Origin of the sequence: Neisseria sp. HMSC070A01 (assembly GCF_001810165.1) — a bacterium.
In the GTDB taxonomy this organism is placed as follows: Bacteria; Pseudomonadota; Gammaproteobacteria; order Burkholderiales; family Neisseriaceae; genus Neisseria.
In genome coordinates this window covers 236,890-263,766 of the sequence record NZ_KV800125.1, presented here as the reverse complement: position 1 = coordinate 263,766, position 26,877 = coordinate 236,890, and the positions used below count along the sequence as shown (strand labels likewise).

Below are 26,877 nucleotides of genomic sequence, written 5' to 3'. Positions count from 1 at the left end.
AATATGAATATCCGTGTCGGACAGGGCTACGATGTCCATCAGCTGGTCGAAGGGCGAGATTTGATACTCGGCGGCGTCAACATTCCGTTTGAAAAGGGCTTACTGGGTCATTCCGATGCCGATGCGCTTTTGCATGCGATTACCGATGCCCTGTTGGGCGCGGCCGGTTTGGGCGATATCGGCAGCCATTTTCCCGATACTGCCGCCGAGTTCAAAGATGCAGACAGCCGTGTGCTGTTGCGCGAGGCTTATCAAAGCGTGCAGGCATTGGGTTGGAAGGTGGTTAATGTCGATACGACCGTGATTGCGCAAAAACCCAAACTCGCGCCACATATTCCGGCCATGTGCGCCAATATTGCCGCAGATTTAGGCTTGCCTGAAAACTGCGTCAACATCAAAGGCAAAACCAACGAAAAACTTGGCTATCTGGGGCGTATGGAAGCCATTGAAGCACAAGCGGCAGTATTGCTGATTAAAGCCTAAGGGCTTAAAATCGTTTCATCATTCAAACCGAAAGACTGACAACATGGCAACTCAAGACGAACTCAAACGCATTGCCGCCGAGAAAGCGGTGGAATTTGTTCCTGAAAACGAATACATCGGTATCGGTACCGGCTCTACCATTAACTTTTTTATCGAAGCTTTGGGTAAAAGCGGTAAGAAAATCAAGGGTGCCGTATCTACTTCCAAAAAATCCAGCGAGCTTTTGGCAAAATACGAAATTCCAGAAGTTTCACTGAATGATGTGATGGGTTTGGCGGTTTATGTTGACGGCGCAGACGAAGTCAACCACGCGCTGCAAATGATTAAAGGCGGCGGCGGTGCGCATTTGAATGAAAAAATCGTGGCCAGTGCATCCGATAAATTTGTCTGTATCGCCGATGAGAGCAAATATGTTTCCCGTTTGGGCAAATTCCCATTGCCGGTGGAAGTGTTTGAAAATGCCCGTTCGCTGGTGTCGCGCAAACTGCTTGCGATGGGCGGACAGCCTGAGTTGCGTGTCGGCTATACTACTTTCTATGGTAACCAAATCGTTGATGTTCACGGCCTCAATATCGATCAAGCCCTGAAAATGGAAGACGAAATCAACAAAATCACCGGCGTAGTTGAAAACGGTATTTTTGCCCGTGATGCCGCCGATGTGTTGGTTTTGGGTACGGCAGAAGGCGCAAAAGTCATCCTGCCTTGTCAGGATTAATGAAGATTAATCAATCTTAAAAGGCCGTCTGAAAGCGCATCAGGTCTTTCAGACGGCCTTCAATTTGGCAAAATATGCAAATCAGTAAAATTATAAAATGGTTGCCCGTTGTTTTATCTGTGTTGGGCGCCCTGGGCTATAGTTCACGCGATACCGAGTTGATTCGTAGCGGGGTAAGCGTTGCCGCAACATTGGCACAAAACGACAATATCGGTTTGGAAAAGGTCAATGAATGGCTGGGTGAAAATGTCATCAAAGCCACATCAGACACCACAACCGAAGCTGAACCTAAGCAAGAACAGAAACAAAAACAAAAGGCATCGCGACAATCCTACACATACAATGGAAAAATCATCAAAATCCATGATGGCGATACCATGCACATTATCGATAGCGACGGCCGAAAACACAAAATTCGCATGGCCTATATCGATGCGCCGGAAATCAATCAGGCCTATGGTACGCAATCACGAGACAATCTGATTGATGCCGCATTGAATAAAAAAGCCAAAGTACGCGTGTTTGAAAGTGACCGCTATCAGCGTGAAGTTGCCCAAGTATCAGTCGGCACGGTTGACTTGAATTTAATGCAGATACGGGATGGCGCCGCATGGCATTATGAAAGTTATGCTAAAAAACAACAAAGTAAAACCGCCTACACCGACTATTCGGCCGCACAAAAACAAGCCAAGGAAAAACGTAAGGGCTTATGGAAAAAAGACAATCCGCAAGCGCCTTGGCAATTTCGCCGTCAAAACCACGAGCAGCAGAACGGTAATAAAAAGCAATCTGATAAACAATGGTTTGGGATTTGGTAGGTTTTAAGAAAGAGGCCGTCTGAAAACTTTCAGACGGCCTTTCATTATGATGAAATAAACGTATAGGGCAGATTTTATATCAGGGGAAAATGGTATCGGGATTTTAGGATAAATCACGAATTTTCATCAAAATGTTGCTAGGGAAAGATACTTGATAAGACATTACACCCTGTTCGGATAGACGGGATCAACCATATTCAAAAAGGCGGATATAAAAAAAGACACCGTTAGCTGGTGTCTTTAGTATCTGGCAGAGAGGAAGGGATTCGAACCCTCGATACGCTATTCACGTATACACGCTTTCCAGGCGTGCGACTTAAACCACTCATCCACCTCTCTGTGGACTATTATCCTGACTTCTTATTCAGAATAATGTAAAAACTTGACTGATTGATTTATCAGTGGTGCCCAGGAGAAGACTCGAACTTCCACACCCGTGAGGATACTAGCACCTGAAGCTAGCGCGTCTACCAATTCCGCCACCTGGGCAATTTAAATTTTCTTAAGCAAAGAAGCACCAAATCATTTGGTGCCCAGGAGAAGACTCGAACTTCCACGCCCGTGAGGACACTAGCACCTGAAGCTAGCGCGTCTACCAATTCCGCCACCTGGGCTTTGCTTTATTCTTCAATTTCAGGTAGAGTTGACTATCTGAACTGCGAAGAAGCAGCTATTATATATTTTAAAAAAAGAATGTCAACCATCAAAATGAACAAAAATACTAAATCTTTAAATTTACGAGAAAAAGACCCGTATTTAGAGCGGGAGAAACAACGTTACGCTCATCCGTTGCCCAGTCGTGAATGGGTCATTGAATTATTGGAACAAAAAGGTGTGCCGACAAAAATCGAAGCTTTGGCGCATGAATTGTCGATTGCAGAAGATGAATATGAATTCTTCGAGCGCCGTCTGAAAGCGATGGCGCGCGATGGCCAGGTATTGATTAATCGACGTGGCGCGGTATGCGCGGCAGAAAAATTGGCATTGGTTAAATGCCGTGTCGAAGCGCATAAAGACGGTTTTGGTTTTGCCGTGCCGCTTACGCCGACAGGCGAGGGCGATTTCGTTTTGTATGAGCGTCAGATGCGCGGCGTGATGCACGGGGATATTGTTACCGTGCGTCCTGCCGGTATCGACCGCAGAGGCCGTCGCGAAGGTACGGTTTTAGATGTAGTGGAGCGTGCGCAGTCTAAAGTGGTCGGCCGTTTTTATATGGATCGCGGCGTGGCGATTTTGGAGGCCGAAGACAAACGCTTGAATCAAAGCATTGTTTTGGAACCTGAAAGCGTAGCGCACTTTAAACCGCAATCCGGTCAAGTCATTGTCGGTGAAATTGAGACTTACCCCGAGCAAAACCGCCCTGCCGTAGCGAAAATCATTGAAGTGTTGGGCGATTATGCCGACAGCGGTATGGAAATCGAAATCGCCGTGCGCAAGCACCATTTGCCGCACCAATTTAGTGAAGCATGTGTCAAAGCTGCGAAGAAAATTCCCGATCATGTGCGTAAAACCGACTTGAAAGGGCGCGTGGACCTACGGGATTTGCCTCTGGTAACCATCGATGGCGAAACTGCGCGGGACTTTGACGATGCGGTTTTTGCCGAAAAAATCGGCCGCAATTACCGCTTGGTGGTGGCGATAGCCGATGTCAGTCATTATGTCCGCCCGGATGACGCGATTGATGTAGATGCTCAAGAACGCAGTACCAGCGTGTATTTCCCACGCCGTGTGATTCCAATGCTGCCGGAGAATTTGTCCAACGGCATCTGCTCGCTCAATCCTGATGTCGAACGCCTGTGTATGGTGTGCGATATGGTGATTACTTATGCCGGCAATATCAAGGAATACCGTTTCTATCCGGCAGTAATGCGCTCTCATGCGCGACTGACTTACAATCAAGTTTGGGATTGGATTTCAGACGGCCGGGATCATCCGTTTAAACCGCAAATCGATACTCTGTATAAATTATTTAAAATCTTGCAGAAAAAACGTTTCGAGCGTGGCGCGGTTGAATTTGAGAGCATTGAAACCCAGATGATTTTTGACGACAACGGTAAAATCGACAAGATTGTTCCCATTGTCCGCAACGATGCGCACAAGCTGATTGAAGAATGTATGCTGGCGGCGAATGTTTGCGCGGCAGAGTTCTTGCTGAAAAACAAACATACGGCTTTATTCCGCAATCACTTGGGCCCAACCCCCGAAAAACTGGCTACTTTACGCGAGCAGCTTGGTTTGCTGGGGCTGAGTTTGGGCGGCGGCGATAATCCGATGCCGAAAGACTATGCCGCGCTTGCCGAGCAATTTAAAAACCGTCCGGACGCGGAACTGTTGCAAGTGATGATGTTGCGTTCTATGCAACAGGCGGTTTATGAGCCGCATTGCGACGGTCACTTTGGTTTGGCTTATGGTGCATATGCACACTTTACTTCGCCTATCCGCCGTTATCCCGATTTGACTGTCCATCGTGCCATTAAGGCTGTATTGAATGGACAAACTTACCAACCCAATAAAACCTGGCAGGCTTTGGGCGTGCATACCTCGTTCTGCGAGCGCCGAGCCGACGATGCCAGCCGCGATGTGGAAAATTGGCTGAAAACTTATTATATGCGCGACAAAGTCGGCGAAGTCTTCAGTGGCAAGATTTCGGGCATGACCAGTTTCGGTATTTTTGTAACCTTGGACGATATTCATATCGACGGTTTGGTACACATCAGCGATTTGGGAGAGGATTATTTCAACTTCCGTCCTGAAATTATGGCGATTGAGGGCGAGCGTAGCGGTGTCCGTTTCAACATGGGCGATACGGTTACTGTAAAAGTCGCGCGTGCCGATTTGGATACCAGCAAGATTGATTTGACCTTAATCAGCGGCGGCTCAGTCGGTAAGAAACGTGGCACTAGAAAAGCAAAACCTGCGAGTAAGCCGACAGCTGCTGACAAACCTGTCGAAAAACGTAAGCGTAAACTTTCGGCTAAAGAAATTGATGAAGCGTTGGCTGCTCCCACGAAGGCAAAGAAGGGTAAGGTGAAAAGTAAACCTGCTTCCAAGCCTACTAAGCCAAGCAAACCTAAAGCCGCAAGCAAGAAAAAGGTGCAGGCGAAAACAGCCTCTGTTAAGGCCGGGCGTAAAAATAACGCTCAAGGCAAAAGCGTGAAGATTAAAGTGAAGAAAGCAGCTAAGAAATAAGCGGCATTCAACTCAGGCCGTCTGAAAGGTTTCAGACGGCCTGAGTTTGTGATTTCATGAATAAAACTTAAGGATAAATAAGATGATAAAACTATACGGTATTCCTAATTGCGATACGGTTAAAAAAGCGCGCAGTTGGTTGGCGGAAAACGGCATCGAGTTTGAGTTTGTAGATTTTAAGAAAAACTCCCCGACTGCTGATTTGATTGATGGCTGGCTGAATCAGGCGGATTTGGAAATTTTGCTCAATAAAAGAGGCACGACTTGGCGCAAGCTGGATAAAGATGCGCAAGAATCTGCCGCCACAAAAGAAGGTGCGATTGCTTTAATGGTGGAGAATCCCAGCATCATCAAGCGGCCTGTGTTGGTCAAAGAAGGGCAGGTTCATGTCGGATTTTCAGTAGAAGCGTATCAGGAAATGTTCGGATAAGGCATTTTTAGGTTTTTAGGCCGTCTGAAAAAGCAAGCCTCGAAAAAATACGTTACAATACGCGCTTTGAGCCTGTTTTCAGGATTTTAAGATTTTTGCGGCAGCATTTTGCGGCTGCCGCGCCAAACTTTTCTTTCGGATAAATATGTTCCATATTGTTGAAAAATATAAAACACCCGCCCAGATTGTTTTAGGTATCATCGGTCTGACCTTTATCGGATTCGGTGCCAATAATTTGTCTTCGCCGGGTTCTGATTACATTGTCAAAGTCGGGGATGAGAAAGTCAGCGAACACGCTTTACAGATTGCGATACAAAACGAGCAGGCTGCCGGCAATAATGCGCCTTCGCGTGATGCGGTATTCCAATCGTTATTGCAACGTGCTTATCTGAAGCAAGGTGCCAAGCTGATGGGCATTGCTGTGTCTCAGGAACAAATCAAGCAAGTCATTGTGGATGATCCGAATTTCCATGATGCTTCCGGTAAATTCAGCCAGGATTTGCTCAAGAAATATTTGGATCAACGCAGGATGACCGAGGATCAGTTCGTTGAAGATATCCGCGAACAGTTCCAGTTGCAAAATCTGTTGAATTTGGTGCAAAACGGCGCTTTGGTCAGCGATGCGCAAGCGCGTCAGTTGATTAACCTGACTCAAGCCACCCGTACCATCCGTTCATTTACGTTCAGCCCTGAAGCATTTGCGGCACAAGTCAAAGTAGATGATGCGGCTTTGCAAAAATATTATGAAGCGCATAAGAAAGATTACTTGATTCCTCAAGCCGTTAAGCTGGAATATGTGGCTTTGAGCATCAAAGATTTGGCTGACAAGCAAACCGTAAGTGCGGAAGAAGTACAAAAAGCTTACGACAGCAAAAGCGTAGATTTGTCGCCAAGAGCCGAAATTGCGCATATTTTCATTCCGGTCATGCCTAACGGAGATGAAGCAAGCAATGCGGAAATTAAAGCCGAAGTGGACAAAATGGCTGCGGAGCTTAAAGCACATCCGGATTCGTTTGCCGAGCTGGCGGCCAAGTATTCCAAAGACTTGTCCAGCAGCAATAAAGGCGGCAACTTGGGTTATCTGAGCAAAAGCGGCGGCAGCGGTTTCGGGCCGGAATTTGATAAAGCGGCATTTGCATTGGGCAAAGGCGAGGTCAGCGATACCGTTAAATCGTCTTTGGGTTATCACGTCATTAAAGTTTTGAATGTCGAAGCTGAGCCGACTTTGGAACAAGCCAAGGCGCGTATCGAAGCAGCCTTGAAACTGAAAAAAGCAGCTTCTGCCTTTAATGCCGCTAAAGAAAAACTGGGTGAAGATACCTTCAATGATCCGTCTTCTCTGGCAAAAGCAGCCGCCAATTCAGGTTTGAAAGTAGAAAGCCTGGATGAATGGGTGACCAAAGCAGGCGCGAAGGAAGCCGGCTTACCTGAAGCATTGATTAATGCCGCGTTTAGTGATGATGTACTGAAGAAAAAACACAATTCTGAAGTGATCGCCATCAACAACGATACCGTTTGGGTCATTCGTGCGAAAGAAGTGCGCGAAGAGAAAATCGCACCATTTGCGGAAGTCAAAGACACTGTCCGTGCAGCATATCAGCGCTCTGAAGCCGCCAAACTGGCAGAGAAAAAAGCCCAGGAAACTTTGGCTGTTTTGAAAGCCGGTAAAGCTGCCGATGTTCAATGGTCGCCTGTTTCTCAATTGAGCGCGCAAGATGCACGTAAAACCATGTCTCCGGAGGCTTATGCGGCTTTGCTGAAAGCACGTCCTGTCGGCGGCAAACCTGCGTATACATTGTTGGAAGGTATGCCTGCGCCGGTGATTATGGAAGTTCAGAGTGTTTCCGCTCCTGAAAATGCCGATTCACAGATTCCGGCTTCCAAACAGGCTTTGGTTCAGCAGCTTTCTGCCAATGTTTTCGATGCCTTGCTCCAGTATTTGGATAAGAAAATCGATCGTACGCAAGGTGCACAACAAGTTAATAATGCTGCCGAATAAGCAGAATATTAGAGTAGGGCAGCCGGATGAATTCCGGCTGTTTTCTTATTTTTAGCCATCTTTTTAAAGGCCGTCTGAAATCATGAGTAAAAATCCTGATGCCTTTGTCCGCTTGATTAATGCATTAAAAATCCTGCCCAATGTCGGACCGAAATCCGCACAACGCATGGCCTACCAGCTTTTACAGTACAAACGCGAAGAAGCGCAGGAATTGGTGGACGCTTTGCAGTTTGCTTTGAGGCAGGTGCAGCATTGTCGGATGTGCAACACATTTTGCGAAGGCGATTTGTGTGAAATTTGCGCAGACGAAAAACGCGATAAAAGCCGTTTGATGATTGTGCATATGCCGGCGGATGTCTCCAGCATGGAGGCGGCCAATTGCCATGATGGCCTGTATTTTGTTTTGATGGGGCAAGTCAGCCCGGCGCAGGGGATGGATATTTCGTCAGTCGCATTAGATAAGCTGGTGGTCCGTTTGCAGGCGAGTGATATTGAGGAAATTATCATTGCAACCAACTTCACAGCCGAAGGCGACGCGACAGCATATATATTGGCGGAATTGTTTAAAAATCTTCCTTATAAAGTCAGCCGGTTGGCAAGGGGAATCCCTTTGGGCGGCGAGATGGAATATGTGGATGCCGGTACTTTGGCTCAGGCCGTTTACGATAGACGAAACATCCAATCTTAAATGCCAATATAAAAAGGCCGTCTGAATGTTTTTCAGACGGCCTTTTCATTGATGAAATCAGATTATTTGCAGCTCACGCCTTGAATTTGAGGCGTATCGCCGTTGCCGACTTTGAATGCGCATTTGGTTGCGCTGCTGCCGGATACGGTAACAACACCGTTTCCGCTGTTGAGGCTGACAGGTTCTTTTACGCCCATGCCGACAGCAGTGGCTGCCAGTTTTTGAACATCGGCATCGGAGTAAGCGGTATTGTTTGAACTGATTTTGATTTCTTTGGCGGCATATGCATTGAAGCTGAATGACAAACCTACAGCTACGGATACGAGGGCCAAGAATTTTTTGCTGTTCATTAGTGTATTTCCTTTTTGATGGTGACAAAACGAGTCACAGCTTCAGAATAAGGGCGATTGGCCGATTGTGCAAGTTTTTCGGCGGAATTTACGGGAAGATACATGGTTTTACATACACTATATCCCTGAATGCCACATCAGTCGGGCAATCGGACGACCTGTCGGTTTTACGGTACAATAAGTCTTTTTTGACAAACGAATGAGGCATTTTTGAATGGCTTCTTTAGAAACTTGGATAGGCCTGCGCTATTTGCGTGCGAAAAAACGCAACGGCTTTATGTCATTTATTACTATGATTTCAATCGCCGGTATCGCCTTGGGCGTAACGGCGCTGATTGTGGTGTTATCGGTAATGAACGGATTTCAGAAAGAGATACGCGGTCAATTGTTGAACGTTGCACCTCATGCGGAAATCGGCTATTACGATGTCGGCAGTGCGCCGGGTTGGCAGAATTTGCGCGAATTTGTAAAAGGCAAAAAGGAAGTGTTGGCCAGCGCGCCTTATGTTTCCGATCAAGCTTTGCTTGCCAATGCCGGAGAAGTACGCGGTGTACAGATACGCGGTATCTTGCCGTCTGAAGAAAAAAATGTCGTTGATTACGGCAAGGATATGCCGGCCGGCAGTTTTGACGATTTGAAGCCGGGCGAATTTGATATTATTTTAGGTCAAGGGCTGGCTGAGGCATTGGGTACGGAGCTTGGCGGCAAAGTTACTGTGATTACGCCGGAGGGGAATGTCACTCCTGCCGGCGTAGTGCCGCGCTTGAAGCAGTTTAATGTGGTCGGTGTGGTAAAAACCGGTGTTTATGAAGTCGATAACACATTGGCAATGACGCATATCAAGGATGCGCAAGTCTTGTATCGACTGGGAGAAAATGTCGGTGGGCTGCGTTTGCGGTTGGCTGATCCGCAGAATGCGCCGTCTTTTATTGCTAAGTTGATTCCAGATGCTAAAAAAGATGAAGTATGGGTGCGCGACTGGACGTTTAACAACCGCAGCTATTTTGAAGCCGTTGAGTTGGAAAAACGCATGATGTTCATCATTTTGACGCTGATTATCGCGGTTGCTGCGTTTAACCTCGTCTCGTCTTTGGTAATGGCGGTAACGGAAAAACAAGCCGATATTGCGATTTTGCGCACATTGGGTTTGTCCCCGGGCGGCGTCATGAAGATTTTCTTGGTGCAGGGCGCTTTTGCGGGGTTCTTCGGTACGCTTGTGGGCGTGGTGTGCGGTGTATTGCTGGGTTGGAATGTCGGCAAGATTGTCGCGTTTTTTGAAGACCTGTTCGGCGTGCATTTGATTAACTCACAGGTTTATTTCATCGATTACCTGCCTAGTGATGTGAACTTGAAGGACGTCGCCGTTATCGCCTGCATTTCGCTTGGCTTGGCATTTATCGCCACGCTGTATCCGAGCTGGCGTGCTGCGAAAACCCAACCTGCGGAGGCTTTGCGTTATGAGTAAGACAATTTTGAAATGTATCGGCGTTGGCAAAAGCTATAATGACGGCGCATTGAATGTACAAGTGTTGAATCATTTGGATTTTGAAGTTGCCGAAGCGGAAAGCGTGAGTATCATTGGTTCGTCAGGCAGTGGTAAATCTACGTTGTTGCACCTTCTTGGTGGCTTGGATATGCCGTCTGAAGGCAAGGTGATACTGATGGATCAGGATTTGGGCGGTTTGAGCCAAAAACAGTTGGGCGAATTGCGCAACCGTTATTTAGGCTTTGTGTATCAGTTTCACCATCTATTGCCTGAGTTTTCTGCTTTGGAAAATGTCATGATGCCGCTTTTAATCGGCAAAATGCCCAAGGCGATGGCTGAGGAGAAGGCTGTCAAGATGCTGAAAAAGGTTGGCTTGGATAAGCGTATGCTGCACCGTCCGAGTGAACTTTCCGGCGGCGAGCGTCAGCGTGCGGCGATTGCCCGTGCTTTGGTTAATGAGCCGAAATGCCTGTTGGCAGATGAGCCGACGGGGAACCTTGACCGTAAAAATGCGCAAAATGTGCTGGACATGATGCTGGATTTGAAACGCGAATTGAACACCAGCCTGATTGTGGTGACCCATGATGACGAGCTGGCTGAACGTTTCGACCGGGTAATGACCATGAAAGACGGTAGCCTGCAAGTGCTGCAATAAGGTTATTATTTCAGGCAAATATTTTATGCTTTGAACGGTATAATAGAGGCCGTCTGAAAAATAGGTTTTCATTTATGGAAACGCTGTTTTTCAGACGGCCTTTCTTTTTCTTTCCGTATCAATCAATCCTGAGCCATGAACCCGACCGACTCTATCCTTTCCTCTGCCGCAGATGCGGCCATAGCGTTTTTCCGCCGCCGTGAAGTACAGGGCGCATCCGTTATTGAGCCTTATGTGGTTCGACTGTTTGCAGCCTTGCAAAACGGGCATTCGTTTATTTACTTGGATAAAGCGGATGTCGATACCTTAAGCAACTTGCCGAATTTGGTCGGCAATGCGGATAAACCGCTTATCCTGCAAGGCAGGAAATTGTTTTTAGGGCGGATGTGTCAGTTGGAGCATGATTTGGCTGTCGAAATCAAACGGCTGGCAAGTGCCGAGGCGGAAGAAGTGAATTTCATGGCGGCTTCAAAAAGCCTGAGTGATTGGTTTGATCCTAAAGACAGCAAAGAGCAACGGGATGCTGCGGCTTTGGCCTTGCTGCAAAACTTTATGCTGATTACCGGCGGGCCGGGTACGGGTAAGACCACGACCGTCGCAAAGCTTTTGGGTCTGATTTGTAATAACAGTACGAAGCTGCCCCGTATTGCGTTGGCTGCGCCGACGGGCAAGGCGGCTGCGCATATGGCACGGGCTTTGCAGCGTGCTTTGGATGGCTTTGATTTGTCTCCAAGCATTAAAGCGCATTTGGAAAACTTGGAAGGACAGACTGTCCATCGATTGTTGAAATTGCGGCCGCCGCAAATGCGTCCTGCGTTCAATCATGAACATCCGCTTGCTTTGGATGTTTTGGTGGTGGATGAGGCTTCGATGTTGGATTTGCCGCTGGTGTTGGATTTGTTGCGCGCCGTGCCGACCGGTTGTCGTCTGGTGTTGCTGGGCGATGAAAACCAGTTGCCGTCGGTTGGTCTGGGTGCCGTATTGGCGGCGTTGTCGCGTCCGACGGCTTTGGATAAAGAAACTGCTGAAAAGCTGGAAGTTTATCTGCCCAATCATGGCTTTGAGATTAAAGAGCGGCCTCAGGCTTTATCGCAAAACAATGCCAAATTGACGTTCAGCCACCGTTTTGGCGTAGACAGCGGTATCGGCTGTTTGGCAAGGGCGGTGGTGTCCGGGGAAAAGCAAACTGCGGTCGAACAGTTTGACAAGTTCCCCAAAGAGTTGGAAATGAAATCAGGCCGTCTGAAAGAGCAGGTCGCTTTACTGTATCAAAAGCAACAGGATTATTGGCAGGCCGTGACAGAGAATAATGTCGCACTCGCCTACGGTCATGCGGCAGATGTGGTGGTATTGGCGGCTTGGCGGCAGGATGCGGATGATTTGAATCAGGCTTATCAAGAATATCTGCAACGGCAAGGTAAGGTTTCGGGCGAAACGCCTTGGTTTGCCGGACAAATCATCATGATTACCCACAATGATTACATGCTGGAAGTGTTTAACGGCGATATCGGGCTGATTATGAAAGATGAAGAATCGTTGAATGGCTTGTCTGCCTATTTTCCTGAGAAAGATGGATTTAAAAAAATTGCCATCAGCCGTTTGCCCGATTTTGAATCGGCTTTTGCCATGACGGTGCACAAGAGCCAAGGTTCGGAATATCGGGAAGTATGGCTTTTGCCGCCGTCAGTGCCTGCAACGACGGAGGGCGAGGAGGAAACCCGAGGGTTGGATAAGGCTTTGCTTTACACAGCCATTACCCGCGCGCGTGAACGTTTTGTGTTTTGGGGAAATGCGGAGGAATTGTGTCAGGCTGTGGGATGCCACCAAAAACGCAGGACGGCATTGGCCGATGCCTTGGAACGGCAGTTTGAACAAACTGATATGCAGGCTTCTGTTTGACCTGAATCAAGAGGCCGTCTGAAAGCGGAGAAAGCGTTTAAATCTGCTTGACTGATTACACTAATTTACATACGATAAAAATAATTAGTAAACAAAATGAATAATTTTTACAAAATCCACGATTTTGTACGCTTTATCGAATACTTCACTTTCAATACCTTCTTTTGGAGAGTCGGCATGAAATTTCAAACCAAACTGATTGCAACCTGTATTTTATTGGCTTCATCATCTTATTCATTGGCAGAGAATGCTGATGGCGGGCGTGATGCTGCGGCTTTGGCCACCACCAACGATTATGTCAATTCCGGCAGCATCATTCGCAAAGATGACGATAAAATCAGCATTTTCAATGATTTGTTGACTGTGAACGGCGGTTTGCGCGTACGTGCGGATACTAAAGACATCAATGCCAACAACAGCAGCGTTAATCCGACGCCTGAAGACACCAATGCCAACTTCAACGCGGAGTTTTGGTTACGCGCAAAACTGTACAAAGATTGGAAATTGGTAGCGCAAATCGAGCCGAATATCGATTTGGAAACCGGTAAATTTAACGGCGATCATGATGTGCCGGTCAATAAACTGTATGCCGAAGGGACTGTGTACAACAACATCAAAGCGCGTGTCGGTAAATTTGGCGCATTCTCTTCATACGGCCGCGTGTGGGATACTGAAGTCACCGGCGGCGAAATCTTCTTTGACAATAAAACCCTGCCGACCAAAATCTATGCGGGCCGCCGTACAGGCAATCTGAACGACAACGCATGGGGCATCGGCGGCCGCCGCAGACATTTTGCCGCGATTCAAAGCGTGTTGCCTGTGAATGAGAATATCAACGTCGGCGCAACCGTTAGCTATATGAAAGACATCGATGTACGCGGCGCGAAGAAAAACGCGGTCTTCGGGGAAATTGGTACGGACATTAAATTTAATGACGATTGGCGTTGGATGGCCGCGGTCAGCAAGTCCAATATCAAAGCTTATAATGATGCCGGACAAAAAATCAAAAATGATGGCGTGTTCACTGAAGTGCGCTATAAATCGGCCGACTGGAACGTCCGTAATTCTTACGACGTATTCTTGAACTACCGCCGTGTCGGCTCGTTGTCCGGTGTCTCTTCTGTTGAGGATTACAGCAAAAACGTTCAAGGCGTGCAAATCGGTGCGACTTATATTCCTTGGAAAAACTGGAAACTCAAAGGCTTCTATTTGGCCGGCAAACAGGTTACGCCTACTGTCGGTACGGATAAGCAGGACGTGAACGTTATTCGCGGTCAGTTAGAATATAAATTTTAATCATCACAAATAAAAAACAGGCAGGATGTCCTGCCTGTTTTTGGTTTTCAGACGGCATGGATATAGGGCCGTCTGAAACAATAGATTCAACGCTTACCAGCTATCGCGCTTCATGCGGTCAAGCTGGCGGCGGTCGCGTTTGGTCGGGCGTCCGTCCGGATAAGCGGCACTGATGCGGCTGGCTTGGTCGAGTTGTTTTTGAGCTTCGCGTTCGGCAGCCGTTTTCATGTCTTCTTCGTACAGTAAACGCGCTTCCGGTGCCGGGCGGCGTTGATGATTGAGCGCGGCGACTTTGAATTTGTAGGGTAGGGAGTTCAAAGTCATGTCGATGGTGTCGCCGGCGGAAATATTTTTGCTGTTTTTCACTTTCGAGCCGTTTACCAAAACCCTGCCCAGCTCAATATGTTTTTGTGCCAGCGCGCGGGTCTTGAAAAAGCGCGCGGCCCACAGCCATTTGTCCAAGCGCATGGACGAATTGTCATGATTGTTTTTCATAGCCTGTTTGAAATGATTGAACTGAATTGAAGTTTATCATAAGATACGGCACTTCATTCGTTTAGTGCAGATATACTATTTCTTTGTTAAAGGCCGTCTGAAAGATTTTTTATTGCAAAAGATGGCAGTTTCCCTTTGAGAAATGCTGTCAAATACGTCTGATTAGCGTATCATGTCAGCAACCGTTACCGAGAGCTTTGTTTTATGAAACCCGTTTTTTTGGACTTCGAACAACCCATCGCCGAATTAACCAATAAAATCGACGAGTTGCGATTCGTACAAGATGAATCTGCCGTCGATATTTCCGACGAGATTGCCAGACTGAAAAAGAAAAGCAACGAGTTGACCAAGTCAATTTTCAGCAAGCTGACTCCGGCTCAAATTTCACAAGTGTCCCGCCATCCGCAACGTCCTTATACTTTGGACTACATCAACGGTATTTTTACTGATTTTGAAGAGTTGCACGGCGACCGCCATTATTCTGACGATCATGCCATTGTCGGCGGTTTGGCACGTTTCAACGGCCAAAGCGTGATGGTCATCGGCCATCAAAAAGGCCGCGATACCAAAGAAAAAATCCGCCGCAATTTCGGTATGCCGCGTCCCGAAGGTTACCGTAAAGCGCTGCGCTTGATGCAGACTGCCGAGAAATTCAATATTCCGGTCATGACCTTTGTCGATACTCCGGGTGCGTATCCGGGCATTGGCGCGGAAGAGCGCGGCCAGTCCGAAGCCATCGGCCGTAATTTGTACGAACTGACCCGCCTGCATGTACCGGTATTGTGTACCATCATCGGCGAAGGCGGTTCGGGCGGTGCGTTGGCAGTAGCTGTCGGTGACTACATCAATATGCTGCAATACTCGACCTATTCGGTGATTTCTCCCGAAGGTTGCGCCTCTATTCTTTGGAAAACTGCCGAAAAAGCAGCAGACGCCGCGCAAGCATTGGGGATTACCGCCAAGCGCCTGCAAGAATTGGATCTCATCGATAAAGTCATTGACGAGCCGTTGGGCGGCGCACACCGTGATTACGAAACCACGATGAAAAACGTTAAAACCGTTTTGGAACAGCAATTAAGCGAAGCGCAAAGCATGACCATGCCTGATTTGCTTTCCCGCCGTTTCGACCGCATCATGGCTTACGGTAAATTTACCGATAAATAAGTTTGACTGCTGAAAAAGCAAGCAGATGCCGCTGCTTGCTTTTTTTGTATTCTATTTTTGAGTAATTCATAATTTCAGGCCGTCTGAAATGTCGCAACTATCCCCTGATTCCCTATTTAAAAGTTTTCAAGCAGCTTTTCCTGATTTGCCGAGCCATACTGTTTTTGAAGTCGGTTTGAGCGGCGGATTGGATTCCGTTGTCCTGCTGCATCTTTTGGACCGGATGCGCGAATTTCGCCGTTTTGATTTACGTGCCGTCCATGTTCATCATGGTTTAAGCACCAATGCCGACAGTTGGGCAAAATTTTGTCAGGATTATTGTCAGCGTTTGAATGTTGCCTTGCGGGTGTGCCGTGTCAATGTGGAAAAACACGGAAAAGGTTTGGAAGCGGCGGCCAGGGCCGCCCGATATCAGGCATTTTCAGACGGCCTGAAGAAAATTATTGTTTTGGCACACCATCGCAATGATCAAATCGAAACATTTATGCTGTCGGCTGTACGCGGCGGCGGATTGCGCGGTATGGCAGCTATGCCGGTATGGCGTGATTTAAATGAAGAGATCCAAATCTGGCGGCCGCTTTTGGCATTTTCCCGTCAGGAATTGGCAGAGTATGCGCAACAATGGAGGCTGCCTTTTGTCGAGGACGAAAGTAACGAGGATTCTGGCTATTTACGCAATTGGATGAGAAATCAGGCCTTGCCGCAATGGCAGCAGCGTATTCCGAATTTTGAGCAGCAAATTTGTGCCAATATCCGATTATTGCAGGAAGATTTGCAGCTTTTAGATGAATTGGCTGAGTCTGAATACCAGCGCATCAGTCCGGACGGAATATTCAGTATCAGTCTGTGGCGGCAATGTACGCCGCTCTTACGCCGTCGGTTGCTTTGGTATTTTTTGAGAAAGCAAACAGAATCATTGCCTTCTTATCACAGCATTGCCGATTTCGCCCGAGTATTGGAAACCGCAGAACAGGCGCAGTTGAGTTTGCCAAACGGCGAATTGGTCGCCTATCGGGATCAGTTGTTTATTTGGCAAGAAAATGAATTTCAACGGCTGCCTTGGTGTAATGGTGGGGAAGTTCGAGGCCGTCTGAAAGATATTTTGCTGGAAAACGGTTTTGTTTTATTACCTTTTAAAGGCGGTTTGCCGGAAGAGGAGTTGGAGAAGCCGGCTGTGCTTAGAACTGTATCCGAGGGCGACGTGATTCAGTCCGGGCAGAGGGAAAAATCAGTTGAAAAACTATTGCAAGAGTGTCATATCATGCCACTCGTGCGTAAATATTGGCCGATTATCATAAGTATGGGCAACAAGTGCCTTGCTGTTGCTAACCTTAGGGTTGGAAGCGATGTTCAAATAGAGCAAGGTTATCTACCTGTTCATAGAAAGTTGGTCGGATATATGGCAAAAAGTAAAGCAACTAACTTTAAATTTAGAAAGTATTAGTAGTTTAACTACTTTTGCTAAGTATTGGTATATTAAGTAATATTGTTAATATTAGAGCATCTGCACAAATAAACTTTAGCCATTGAATGTAATCTTATGGAACTATTTCAGAGCGTTGCTGTCTTTACTGTGCACAGCACGCTTTACTATTTTTGGGTTTAAAGCAGTAAAATGATTAAAGGGTGGGTATGAACGATCGCCAAATAGATCAAGTTTTGGTGGAGCGCGCGCAGAAAGGTGACCATAAGGCATTCGAGATGCTGATGTCCAAATATCAGCGTCGTCTAAACAGACTGATTTCCCGTTTTATTCAGGATGAGCATGAAGTGCACGATGTAACCCAAGAGGCAATGATTAGGGCTTATCGTGCATTGGCAAATTTTCGTGGAGAAAGTGCATTTTATACATGGCTGTACCGTATCGGTATCAATACGGCAAAGAATTTCCTGACCACTTCGGGTCGTCAGTTTTTTGTCAGTTCGGAAGCAGCCAATGAGGAAGGAGATGTTCTTGATTTAACCGATCAGATTGCCGATTACCATACGCCGGAAGCTGAGATGATGAATCGGGAAATCTTGCAGACCGTCGAGGCAAGCATTGCGCAACTGCCAGACGATATGCGTCAAGCCATTACGCTTAGGGAAATGGACGGCTTGTCTTACGAAGAAATAGCTCGGGTAGTGGATTGTCCGATAGGTACAGTACGTTCGCGTATTTTCAGAGCGCGTGAACTGATTGCAAAAGATTTGCGGCCGCTGTTGGATACTTCTGAAGATCAAAGGTGGTAATAAAAATGAACGACAAAACAAATAAAGCATTGGAGTATGTGTCCGCATTGATGGACGGTGAAGCATTGACTGATGAGATGCTGGATGCCGTATTGGCAGACGAGGAAGCATTGCGCGCTTGGCATGAGTACCACATTATCGGCGACTGTATCCGTCAGGGTGCGGCGGCGAAGGTGGCTGATGAAACCATGCAAAGTAAAGCATTTACAGTGCCTCAAGCTGAGATTGCCGGCAAGCAGAAAAAATATACTCATCGCGAAGCGGCCAATAACGGCTTCTTTAAATTCTTTGCAGCCGCTGCCAGCGTGTGTGCCATTGCTGTGACGGCATGGCAGTTTACGCCGCAAACTTCTCGTGACGCTATGCCGGTTGCCGAGAAGTCTAATGTTCAGCCTGCACAAGATATCATTCCGGTAAGCGGTACGCCTGACGATAAAGCGGCTTCCGAGCCTGGTGAAACCGTTGTGCCGAATGCGGCGAAAGACGGCAAAATTGAAAATCGTCCGACTGTCCGTACCGAGCAGAAAAATGAGCAGCAGACTGTTGTGCAGTAAAAAATGAAATCATGCAAAACCCTTGCTTTATGGCAAGGGTTTTTATTTTTGCAGTAAAACCGTCAGGCCGTCTGAAAGCATAGCTTCAAAGAAGTCAAAACAGTTATAATGCGCTCCATGAAACTGATTACCTCTGCTCAAAACGAACAGCTCAAACATTTATTCCGTCTTTTGACGCAGGCCAAAGCAAGGCGTGAAAGCGGTGAAACCGTATTGGAAGGCGTACATCTGCTGCAAACTTATTTGCAAAGCGGCGGTACGCCCAAACAGGTTTACCTGCCTGAAAAGAAACAGCAACATCCTGAAATTCAAGAAATTACGGCGCAGTTGGACGAGGGATTAATTACTTGGGTCGGTAACGAAGCTCTGTCTAAAATCACCAGTTTGACCGATGCCGATGATGTGATGACTTGGATTGATATTCCGAAACAGGCAGGCTTGCCTTCAGACGACGATTGCGTGGTATTAGAGCGGGTACAAGACCCCGGCAATGCAGGCACAATTTTGCGCAGTGCGGCGGCAGCCGGAGTCAAGCAAATCGTGTGCAGCAATGATTCCGTGGATATCTGGTCACCCAAAGTGTTGCGAGCGGGGATGGGTGCACATTTTTTGCTGTCTATTTTCAGCCGAGTGGAATTATCCGCTTGGATGGAAAAGTATCAGCATCCAATTTGGGCAACAGCTTTGGGTGGCCGCAATATTGGTTTGTATGAAATGAACCTCAGTCAATCTTGCGCTTGGGTGTTTGGCAACGAAGGCAGCGGCGTGAGTGAACGAATAAAAGAGAAGGCTGAAGCCTGTGTCAAAATCCCCATGTTGGGGCAAACCGAATCCTTGAATGTTGCGATGGCGGCAACGGTTTGTCTGTTTGAACAAATGCGGCAGCGTATCCATGCCCAGGCCGTCTGAAAACCATAATACGATTTTATTTTAAGGAACGAAAATGCAAATACTGACTTTTGATGAAGCGGCACGCAGCCGATTGATGGAATTGCTGGATGCCAAATCCGAAGCCCACAACACCATGCGTTGTGATGAAATGCAGGGTTTTATGATGGCTTTATTGAGCGGTCCGGATGCTTTGAATCCGACCAACTGGCTGCCTGAAATTTTGGGTGAAGAATCTTTGTTTGATGCCAAAGAGCGTACCGAAATCGAGCGTTTGGTGATGGCAATGGCTGCCGATATGCGCATGAAGCTCAATGAGAAAATCCTGCCGGATTTGTGGTTTTATGAAGATGAAGCCGGCAATCCGGATTTCTACACATGGTGTAACGCCTATCTTTACGCACTGGATATTGTGCCTACCGATTGGTTTGAAGCAGTCGATCAGGAAGAGTTTGAAGATTTGTTCTATCCGATTATGGCTTTGGGCGGTATTTATGACGATGAGGAAAACGGTGAAGTCATCTTGCATCTGAATGAAAAAGAGCTGACCCAGCTGGAATCTGATTTGCCGCACGTCCTGCTGGATATTTACTGGTATTGGCAGGCCATCATCAATAAACCGCAAACCGTCCGCCGCGAAGGCGAAAAAGTGGGTCGCAACGATCCTTGCCCGTGTGGCAGCGGTAAAAAATACAAAGCCTGCTGCGGCAAATAAGAAAAATAAATAGTGAAATGAAAAGGCCGTCTGAATGCTTGAAATTCAGACGGCCTTTAATGTTTTGTCTTAGAACAACGAGGCCAACCAAACAAACAGAATGGTCAGTGCAATGGTCAAGGCGCAGCCGATTTTGGCCACTGTGCCGATGATAAAGCCGATAAACGTACCGATACCGACTTTGCCAGCCTGCCAAGTGTCTTTGCGTGCGATAAATTCGCCGATGGCCGCGCCTGCCAACGGGCCGAGCAACAGGCCGGGAATGGAGAAGAATGCGCCGACGATGCCGCCGATAAACGCGCCCCAAACCGCAGTTTTACTTGCGCCGGTATATTTTGCACCCAATGCCCCCGCCACATAGTCCATCGCAGTACCGAATACGGCAACGATGGCCAAAAAGGTCAGCGTACCCGAGCCAAACACTTGATAATCACCGGCATAACCCAACAGCCATGCGCCACCAAACATCAAACCCAATCCGGGCAGGGCGGGATAAATAGTGCCTAAGATGCCGACAACAATGGCAATCAAGCCGAGAACGATGAGAACAGCAGTCATGAGGTTCCTTTTGAATGTAAGAGTGTAATAACGGCAGTATTATGGGCACGTTTTGTTATATTTTCATGAGAGATTGTGCAATAAAATGAAAAATTATCCGGAGGCGCGCTCAATTAAAATCGATGGATAAATATCTAAGCGAATTATTGTGCATCACGATCCGAATAATTGAATAAATTTCTATTCAAATATAAAAGCAGGCCTACCAATACGGCCAAGTACACTGCAACCCAATACGCATCTGTATAACCAATAGCCTTTGCCAGCCGTAGGGTGGCGAAACCGGCCGCGTAACTGCCGAGCAGGACGACGGAAAATTGCAGGCTGCTGTCGAGTGCGGCGGTGGCACGGTTGGATTTGTCCATCACCAACGCCAGTATCACCGGCAGCAGCAGCGTGTAGCTCAGGCTCAGGGCGATGATTTGCGCGGGCGGCAGCCAAGGGTGGACACGTGCGAGCGTATCGATGGCGGTCATGGACGCCAAAAGCGGCAGTTGCAGCGCGTAGAGCAGGAACACGAGTTTGCGGCGCGGATAATTGCGCGAAAACCAGCCCGACAGCGGCGTCACAATCAGGCAGGCAACAGGAATACCTACCGCCAGAATCCCGCCCGTCTGTTTCGGAGTAAAGCCCAAATCCGCCAGTTTGGGTACAAAAGTTGCCGCCATAAACGCATACGGTGCGGCAACGGCAAACAGCAAAACCAGCCACCGCCAGCCCGTTTCAGGTTGCTGCCAAAAAGAAACCAGCCGCGCCGCCAACGCCGTCCAACTGCCTTGCGCAGTCGGGCTTTCCGGCTCGCGGTAGTACAAGAGTTGCAGCAGCATCAGCAGGCTGAACGCCAGCATAAAGCCGGCCGCCGCCGTCTGTCCGTATTCCTGATACAGCCACAACACCAGCGCGCCGCCGATCATCTTGCCGCCGCGCGCCGCCATCGTTTGGATCACGCCGCCGAAACCGCGTTCGCGGTGCGGCAGAACGATGCACGACAAGCCCAGCATCGCACAGCCGTATACCGCCGACATTGCCGAGAGCAAAACGCAGCAGGTCAGAAGCAGTGGGAAGTTCTGCGTGATGTCGGTGCAGGCCATCAGCCCGAATACTGCCGAAAGCCCCAGCGTCGCCGCCAGCAGCCAGCCGCGAAACCGCCCGAACCGCCCCGCCGGCCGCCGCTCCATCAGCGCGGCAAACAACACCTTCGCCGCTTCGATACCGCCGATTAAATGAATCCAGCTCAGTTGGTTCAGGCTGTAACCGTGGTTTTTCAAAATGGCCACCAGTGCGACCAGATAAAAACCGGTCAGCGTGAATTTGTAAGTGCTGCCGCCGATAAGCAGCAGCCAGTCGCGTGAGTTTGGGGAAGTCTGATTGTCGGACATCACATGATTCTTTTGAAGATGAGGCAAATAAAGGGACAAGGCCGTCTGAACATATTGGGTGGCAATACTTGATTTGTATTTAAATAGGTTTAGTATCTTTTCAGACGGCCTTCAACGCTTCTTCTGCGCGAAGCAAGGCGGTTTGCTCGTCGGCTTCGACGATGTAGTTCACGCCCAGCGCGGGGCCGAGTTTTGAAGATTGTTCGCGGAAGAACGCCAGTTGCGCCGCGTCGGGTTCGATAAGGAGCATGGCGGCGCAGCGTTCGGATAGTTGCGGCCGATGTGCCTTTATCCATTCGATGTAGGTTTTACGGTCGGCAATGCGCTGTTCGTCGCTTACCTGCCGCCGCATGGGGGTGCAGACGGTGGCGAAGCGGCGGTTTTGGTTTAACAGGGTTTCGAATTCAGCCAGCCAGTCGGCGAAGTCGGCGACGTGGGTCAGGTCGGTCAGGTAGATGGTGCCTTTGGGCAGGGTTTTGGCGGGGGTAAAGTAGTGCATGGGATTCCTTTGGGTGTTTTGGAGGAATAAACGGTAGGTCGGGCATAAATGTCCGACCTATGTTTTTTCAGACGGCCTCCATCATTTCAGCTTCGTCTAAAACTTCCATTCCGCGCTCACGCCCACGCTTCTGGGGCGTTGGTAGAGTGCGTCTTGACGGTCGGCGCTGGAAATGAATATGGGTCGGCGGCGGTTGAACACGTTGTCGGCGTAGAGCGAGACGCGGCCTTGTTTGAAGTTGTAGGCGGTGTAGAGGTTGACTTGGTTGTATGCGCCGATTTTGCCTGATTCGGCATTGTCGGCGGCGGAGTAGTAGCCGCCGTAGAAGCGCACGTCGCCGCCGGCTTCCCAACCTTTGTCGTTCAGGTATTTCACGCCGATGTTGGCGGTGTATTTGGGCGCGCGGCCGAGTTTGTTGCCTTCGATGCCGCTGTCGGGATAGCTTTTGATTTTGGTGTTGAGCAGCCCCAGTCCGGTGGTGAGTTTCAGGCTGTCGGTCGCCTGCCAGTCGGCGGCGAGTTCCGCGCCGTAGGTATGGACTTTTTTGGCGTTGCGGATGACGACGGAGTTGGTGCCGAGATGGAAGGGAAGCTGCATGTCGCGGTAGTGGTTCAGGAACAGGTTGCCGGAGAGTTGCAGGCGGCGGTCGGCGCTGCGCCAGCGGGTGTACCACTCATAGTTGTTCACATATTCGGGTTCATAGGTGTAGGTTACGACGGGGCGGCCGAAGGTGATGCCCGCACCGCCGGGGTTGTAGCCGCGCGCGGCTTTGATGCCGCTGACCCATTGGTCGGTGGGTTTGAAGGCGATGTCGATTTTGGGTAGGAACACGGTCTGACCTTTGTCTAAATCGAGGTGCAGCGCGCCGCTGCCGCCGCTTCGTTTGTGCGTTTCTTTTTCAATGCGGGCGGCGGCCGTGATGTCCCATTTTTCGCTGGGGCTGTATGTGGTTTCGGCAAACAGAGCGCGTACGCTGTTGCGGTCGTCAAAGGTGTTGCGGCCGCCGACGCTACGGATATCTACCCATTCGTCTTGTTTGCTGCGGAAGTAGTGCAGTCCGGCAAGGCCTTTCAGACGGCCTTTGTTGGAAAAATGCAATACCGGCTCCCATTGCAGTTCGCGGCCTTTGAGTTCGGCGGGCACGCCTTGCGGGCTGACGGTCATCGGCAGGTGCAGCCGCTCGTTGTGGTAGCGGCCGTAAACCAGTTTGTTTTCCAGTTTCAGATAGTCGTTAAGCTGCCACGATACGTCCCAGATGCCCGATGTCGAGCCGGTTACGAACACGGGCTTTTCTTTTAAAAAACGGCGGCTGGCGGTGTTGCCCATGATTTCGTTTTGCGGCGCGCGCGAACGGATGTGGTTCAGCGTCAGGCGGCTGTAAAAATCGGGATGGTTTTCGGGCGTGAGCAGGAGTTTGAAGCGTACGTTGGTGTTTTCCACGCGGCGCGGGTTGCCGGTCGGCTCGTAGGACACGAACGGCTCGTAACTTTCGCGCTGCTGCCGCTCCGCGCTCAAGCGGAAGGCAAGGTTGTTTTTCACAATCGGGCCGGACACTACGCCGGCGATGTTGCGCGTTTTCTGGTTGCCCAAACCCAAGCGCAGCGCGCCTTCCCATTCGTCGGTTGGGTCTTTGGAACGCATCACCACCGCGCCCGCCACCGCGTTCTGCCCGCGCACATGGCTTTGCGGCCCGCGCAAGACTTCTACCTGCTGCATGTCCCACAGCGACTGCGTGCCGAAGGCGTATTCGTTGTAAGTGGCGGAGCGGCCGTCTATGGACAGGTTCAGGCGCGGCCGCGTGCCCGCGAAAAACGCCACCGCACCGACGGCAGGACCAGAGCCGTCCACGCCGCGCACGGTCGGCAAATCGTTTCCGCTGCCCAAGTCCACTGTGTTCACGGTCTGTTTGAGCAGGTCGGTCGCGGAAAGATTGTGGCCGCTACGGTCGATGTTCGGCGTGGTGAAAACGCGGTTGGACGTGGCGGTTTCAAAGCCGCTGCGGTTGGTGCGTTCGCCGGTGACGACGACTTCTTCCAACTGCACCTGTTCCGCATCTTGCGCCGCATCGGCGGCATAAATCCATTCGGAGGCAAAGGCGGCGGCAATCAATAGGGGCAGGCGGCGGAGGGCGGGTTTCTGCATTTCTTTATCCTTTCAGACGGCATACGTTGGGGCGGATTGAACATCAGGCAATCAATTTCTCCGTCAGTATGCAAATATTTGTGTTTACACATTTACATAAAACAAACTATTAATGTAAAGTATAAGAAATAAGAAACAGGAATGCAAGTGTTTATCATTCACTTTACTTCCCCTCTTATCTTGTGAATCGTCCAAAAAAATCCCTCTCCTATTTGGGGGAGAAGGTTGGAGGAGGGAAATTCTGTAATCTTCATGAATTTGGCCTGCCAAGCATCCGGCAGTCCTCATCCGTAGGACGGAGCGGAGGATAAGGAAAGAGGCCGTCTGAAACGCCGCCATATTGCCATTGCCGCCGTGGGGAAATATAGTGGATTAACAAAAATCAGGACAAGGCGACAAAGCCGCAGACAGTACAGATAGTACGGAACCGATTCACTTGGTGCTTCAGCACCTTAGAGAATCGTTCTCTTTGAGCTAAGGCGAGGCAACGCCGTACTGGTTTAAAGTTAATCCACTATATGATGGGTATCCGACTTGCGGATAACTTTAATGAACCTCCTTTATGAACAAAATCAAAACCTTCCTACCGTCATGACTGCCAGCAAACAACAAACTATAGCCGACACCGCCCGCCGCCTGTTCCGCGAACACGGTTTTTCCGCCGTATCCGTAGGCAGCATCTGCGCCGAGGCCGCCGTCAGCCGCGTTACCTTTTACAAATATTACAGCGGCAAAAACGCGCTCTTGCAGGAAATTGTTACCGAGCAGAAAAACCGCGTCCGTGCCGAATTTGAAAATCTGCTTGCACGGCAATGCAGCCTGCGCGAAGCCGCCGAGGCTGTGTTTACCCTGCAAAAACAATCGTTTGAAGAACTTTATTCCGCCGCTTTCCTGCGCGACATCGAGGAGAACACCGATTTGGAGCTGGAGCGGTTTTTCCACGAATTGAACGAAGAAAAATACGCCTTTATGCGCGGATTCTTCCACACCCTGCAACAACGCCGCCTGATACAGCCCGATTTGCCGGTGGAACTCATCGATCTGTTCATCCGACAGGCGGATATATTGATGCGCCATCCGCAACTGGCCGCGCTTTATGCTGCCGCGCCGCAAAAGTTGCCGCAAGACGTATTGGGATTGCTGCTGCACGGTTTGTCAGGGAAAGAATAGATAAAAAAGAATAGCAAAAATTTCAAATATGAATATTCAGACGGCCTTTCGGTAAATAGCTACCGAAAGGCCGTCTGAAAATTAAATGGAATTATAAACCGCAGGTTTTAGGTTTGTTTGCCAGAATATTGATGACTTTGCGTTCGGCTTTTTGCGGCTCGATTTTGATTTCGCTTTCGTCTTCTTCGCTGCCGTCGGAGAAACGTTCCGGCATTTTTTCACTGTCAAACGCTAAGTCGCCACCATGTTTAAGGTTTTGACCGCGTTCCAAGCCGACAAAGTCGAAGAGTTCGGTATCGGCCAAATGCGATGGAACGACGTTTTGCAGGGCGGAGAACATCGATTCGATACGGCCGGGGAAGCGTTTGTCCCAATCGCGCAGCATGTCGCCGATGACTTGGCGTTGCAGGTTGGGCTGCGAACCGCAGAGGTTACATGGGATAATTGGGAATTGCTTCAGTTCGGCGTATTTAATCAAATCTTTTTCTTTCACATACGCCAGCGGGCGGATGACGATGTGTTCGCCATTGTCGCTCACCAGTTTGGGTGGCATGGCTTTGAGTTTGCCGCCGTAGAACATATTCAGGAACATGGTGGCAAGGATGTCGTCGCGGTGGTGTCCCAAGGCGATTTTTGTACAGCCCAATTCTTTTGCCGTGCGGTAGAGGATGCCGCGGCGCAGGCGGCTGCACAGCGAACAAGTCGTTTTGCCTTCGTCCAACACGCGTTTGACGGTGGAGTAGGTGTCTTCTTCGACGATTTTGTAGGGCACGCCGATGCTTTCGAGATAGGTCGGCAGCACTTCTTCGGGGAAGCCCGGCTGTTTTTGGTCGAGATTGACGGCGACCAGTTCGAAATCAATCGGTGCGCTGGCTTGGAGCTGGCGCAGAATGTCTAACAGGGCGTAGCTGTCTTTGCCGCCGGAGAGGCAGACCATGATTTTGTCGCCCGGTTCGATCATATTGAAATCGTTAATGGCGTCGCCGACGGCGTGGCGCAGGCGTTTGCTGAGTTTGTTGTTTTCTAATTCTTGCTTGGTTTTTTTGGACATGGCTGTTTGTGCTTTGAAATAA

The 26,877-nt window shown here is 49.1% G+C and carries 25 protein-coding genes and 3 tRNA genes; 18 read left to right on the top strand and 10 right to left on the bottom strand.

The window, feature by feature from the left end; all coding sequences use genetic code 11:
* Nucleotides 1-3 precede the first annotated feature (3 nt).
* The 3 genes from ispF to HMPREF2711_RS08195 all read left to right on the top strand — a co-directional run bounded on the left by ispF (nt 4) and on the right by HMPREF2711_RS08195 (nt 2,016).
* A complete protein-coding gene (ispF, locus tag HMPREF2711_RS08205; RefSeq protein ID WP_003746945.1) occupies nt 4-483 on the top strand; it encodes a 2-C-methyl-D-erythritol 2,4-cyclodiphosphate synthase in 480 nt (159 codons plus the stop codon).
* 43 nt (nt 484-526) lie between these two features.
* Complete coding sequence (gene rpiA / locus HMPREF2711_RS08200; protein WP_070615961.1) at nt 527-1,198, top strand: ribose-5-phosphate isomerase RpiA; 672 nt, start codon at nt 527-529, stop codon at nt 1,196-1,198.
* A 74-nt stretch (nt 1,199-1,272) separates the two neighbouring features.
* Complete coding sequence (locus HMPREF2711_RS08195; protein WP_003746941.1) at nt 1,273-2,016, top strand: thermonuclease family protein; 744 nt, start codon at nt 1,273-1,275, stop codon at nt 2,014-2,016.
* Between the two features lie 248 nt (nt 2,017-2,264).
* Here HMPREF2711_RS08195 and HMPREF2711_RS08190 read toward each other — a convergent pair.
* The 3 genes from HMPREF2711_RS08190 to HMPREF2711_RS08180 all read right to left on the bottom strand — a co-directional run bounded on the left by HMPREF2711_RS08190 (nt 2,265) and on the right by HMPREF2711_RS08180 (nt 2,630).
* Nucleotides 2,265-2,355 (bottom strand) — tRNA-Ser (locus HMPREF2711_RS08190).
* 63 nt (nt 2,356-2,418) lie between these two features.
* Nucleotides 2,419-2,505, bottom strand: a tRNA-Leu gene (locus tag HMPREF2711_RS08185).
* A gap of 38 nt (nt 2,506-2,543) precedes the next feature.
* Nucleotides 2,544-2,630 (bottom strand) — tRNA-Leu (locus HMPREF2711_RS08180).
* Nucleotides 2,631-2,724: 94 nt separating this feature from the next.
* Here HMPREF2711_RS08180 and rnr point away from each other — a divergent pair.
* The 4 genes from rnr to recR all read left to right on the top strand — a co-directional run bounded on the left by rnr (nt 2,725) and on the right by recR (nt 8,322).
* Nucleotides 2,725-5,205, top strand: coding sequence for a ribonuclease R (gene rnr, locus HMPREF2711_RS08175; protein WP_003746939.1), 2,481 nt, complete (start codon nt 2,725-2,727; stop codon nt 5,203-5,205).
* Nucleotides 5,206-5,287: 82 nt separating this feature from the next.
* Nucleotides 5,288-5,635 carry an ArsC family reductase gene (locus HMPREF2711_RS08170; RefSeq protein ID WP_003746938.1) on the top strand — a complete coding sequence of 116 codons (348 nt, stop codon included), beginning with the start codon at nt 5,288-5,290 and terminating at the stop codon, nt 5,633-5,635.
* 145 nt (nt 5,636-5,780) lie between these two features.
* Nucleotides 5,781-7,634, top strand: coding sequence for a SurA N-terminal domain-containing protein (locus HMPREF2711_RS08165; RefSeq protein ID WP_070615959.1), 1,854 nt, complete (start codon nt 5,781-5,783; stop codon nt 7,632-7,634).
* An 82-nt stretch (nt 7,635-7,716) separates the two neighbouring features.
* On the top strand, nt 7,717-8,322 hold the full coding sequence (gene recR, locus HMPREF2711_RS08160) for a recombination mediator RecR (protein WP_003746933.1): 606 nt from the start codon (nt 7,717-7,719) through the stop codon (nt 8,320-8,322).
* 62 nt (nt 8,323-8,384) lie between these two features.
* Here recR and HMPREF2711_RS08155 read toward each other — a convergent pair whose 3' ends face one another.
* The gene (locus HMPREF2711_RS08155) at nt 8,385-8,672 is read right to left on the bottom strand and encodes a hypothetical protein (protein WP_003683377.1); all 288 of its coding nucleotides are present in this window, start codon (nt 8,670-8,672) and stop codon (nt 8,385-8,387) included.
* 214 nt (nt 8,673-8,886) lie between these two features.
* On the opposite strand from HMPREF2711_RS08155, the gene HMPREF2711_RS08150 reads away from it, so the two are divergent.
* The 4 genes from HMPREF2711_RS08150 to HMPREF2711_RS08135 all read left to right on the top strand — a co-directional run bounded on the left by HMPREF2711_RS08150 (nt 8,887) and on the right by HMPREF2711_RS08135 (nt 14,008).
* Nucleotides 8,887-10,137 carry a lipoprotein-releasing ABC transporter permease subunit gene (locus HMPREF2711_RS08150; RefSeq protein WP_003746931.1) on the top strand — a complete coding sequence of 417 codons (1,251 nt, stop codon included), beginning with the start codon at nt 8,887-8,889 and terminating at the stop codon, nt 10,135-10,137.
* Nucleotides 10,130-10,813 (top strand): lipoprotein-releasing ABC transporter ATP-binding protein LolD, encoded by a 684-nt coding sequence (gene lolD / locus HMPREF2711_RS08145; protein ID WP_003679081.1) that lies wholly within the window; start codon nt 10,130-10,132, stop codon nt 10,811-10,813. The genes HMPREF2711_RS08150 and lolD overlap by 8 nt, the downstream gene beginning before the upstream one ends.
* A gap of 135 nt (nt 10,814-10,948) precedes the next feature.
* A complete protein-coding gene (gene recD / locus HMPREF2711_RS08140) occupies nt 10,949-12,712 on the top strand; it encodes an exodeoxyribonuclease V subunit alpha (protein WP_003746930.1) in 1,764 nt (587 codons plus the stop codon).
* 96 nt (nt 12,713-12,808) lie between these two features.
* On the top strand, nt 12,809-14,008 hold the full coding sequence (locus HMPREF2711_RS08135) for a hypothetical protein (protein WP_003746928.1): 1,200 nt from the start codon (nt 12,809-12,811) through the stop codon (nt 14,006-14,008).
* 93 nt (nt 14,009-14,101) lie between these two features.
* Here HMPREF2711_RS08135 and HMPREF2711_RS08130 read toward each other — a convergent pair whose 3' ends face one another.
* Nucleotides 14,102-14,503, bottom strand: coding sequence for an RNA-binding S4 domain-containing protein (locus HMPREF2711_RS08130; protein WP_003746927.1), 402 nt, complete (start codon nt 14,501-14,503; stop codon nt 14,102-14,104).
* Nucleotides 14,504-14,707: 204 nt separating this feature from the next.
* Between HMPREF2711_RS08130 and HMPREF2711_RS08125 the strand changes: the two genes are divergently transcribed.
* The 6 genes from HMPREF2711_RS08125 to HMPREF2711_RS08100 all read left to right on the top strand — a co-directional run bounded on the left by HMPREF2711_RS08125 (nt 14,708) and on the right by HMPREF2711_RS08100 (nt 20,056).
* Complete coding sequence (locus HMPREF2711_RS08125; RefSeq protein ID WP_003746925.1) at nt 14,708-15,667, top strand: acetyl-CoA carboxylase carboxyltransferase subunit alpha; 960 nt, start codon at nt 14,708-14,710, stop codon at nt 15,665-15,667.
* An 88-nt stretch (nt 15,668-15,755) separates the two neighbouring features.
* Entirely contained in the window at nt 15,756-17,111 is a 1,356-nt protein-coding gene (gene tilS / locus HMPREF2711_RS08120; protein ID WP_003746923.1) for a tRNA lysidine(34) synthetase TilS, read from the top strand.
* A gap of 188 nt (nt 17,112-17,299) precedes the next feature.
* Nucleotides 17,300-17,899: an RNA polymerase sigma factor RpoE gene (rpoE, locus tag HMPREF2711_RS08115; RefSeq protein ID WP_036493687.1), complete on the top strand. Its 600-nt coding sequence runs from the start codon at nt 17,300-17,302 to the stop codon at nt 17,897-17,899.
* Between the two features lie 5 nt (nt 17,900-17,904).
* On the top strand, nt 17,905-18,453 hold the full coding sequence (locus HMPREF2711_RS08110) for a sigma-E factor negative regulatory protein (RefSeq protein ID WP_003746920.1): 549 nt from the start codon (nt 17,905-17,907) through the stop codon (nt 18,451-18,453).
* Nucleotides 18,454-18,570: 117 nt separating this feature from the next.
* Nucleotides 18,571-19,362, top strand: coding sequence for a TrmH family RNA methyltransferase (locus tag HMPREF2711_RS08105; RefSeq protein WP_003746919.1), 792 nt, complete (start codon nt 18,571-18,573; stop codon nt 19,360-19,362).
* Between the two features lie 34 nt (nt 19,363-19,396).
* On the top strand, nt 19,397-20,056 hold the full coding sequence (locus HMPREF2711_RS08100) for a YecA family protein (protein ID WP_003746917.1): 660 nt from the start codon (nt 19,397-19,399) through the stop codon (nt 20,054-20,056).
* A 69-nt stretch (nt 20,057-20,125) separates the two neighbouring features.
* Here the strand turns inward: HMPREF2711_RS08100 and HMPREF2711_RS08095 are convergent, their stop codons facing one another.
* From HMPREF2711_RS08095 to HMPREF2711_RS08080, 4 genes are all read right to left on the bottom strand, one after another.
* A complete protein-coding gene (locus tag HMPREF2711_RS08095; protein ID WP_003746916.1) occupies nt 20,126-20,614 on the bottom strand; it encodes a DUF456 domain-containing protein in 489 nt (162 codons plus the stop codon).
* A gap of 143 nt (nt 20,615-20,757) precedes the next feature.
* Nucleotides 20,758-21,993, bottom strand: coding sequence for an MFS transporter (locus tag HMPREF2711_RS08090; protein ID WP_070615957.1), 1,236 nt, complete (start codon nt 21,991-21,993; stop codon nt 20,758-20,760).
* A 100-nt stretch (nt 21,994-22,093) separates the two neighbouring features.
* Complete coding sequence (locus HMPREF2711_RS08085) at nt 22,094-22,492, bottom strand: extensin (protein ID WP_070615956.1); 399 nt, start codon at nt 22,490-22,492, stop codon at nt 22,094-22,096.
* 96 nt (nt 22,493-22,588) lie between these two features.
* Nucleotides 22,589-24,634: a TonB-dependent receptor gene (locus HMPREF2711_RS08080; protein ID WP_003746912.1), complete on the bottom strand. Its 2,046-nt coding sequence runs from the start codon at nt 24,632-24,634 to the stop codon at nt 22,589-22,591.
* A 549-nt stretch (nt 24,635-25,183) separates the two neighbouring features.
* Between HMPREF2711_RS08080 and HMPREF2711_RS08075 the strand changes: the two genes are divergently transcribed.
* A complete protein-coding gene (locus tag HMPREF2711_RS08075) occupies nt 25,184-25,804 on the top strand; it encodes a TetR/AcrR family transcriptional regulator (RefSeq protein WP_003746910.1) in 621 nt (206 codons plus the stop codon).
* 91 nt (nt 25,805-25,895) lie between these two features.
* Here HMPREF2711_RS08075 and ttcA read toward each other — a convergent pair whose 3' ends face one another.
* Nucleotides 25,896-26,855: a tRNA 2-thiocytidine(32) synthetase TtcA gene (gene ttcA / locus HMPREF2711_RS08070; RefSeq protein WP_003746908.1), complete on the bottom strand. Its 960-nt coding sequence runs from the start codon at nt 26,853-26,855 to the stop codon at nt 25,896-25,898.
* Between the last annotated feature and the right edge of the window lie 22 nt (nt 26,856-26,877).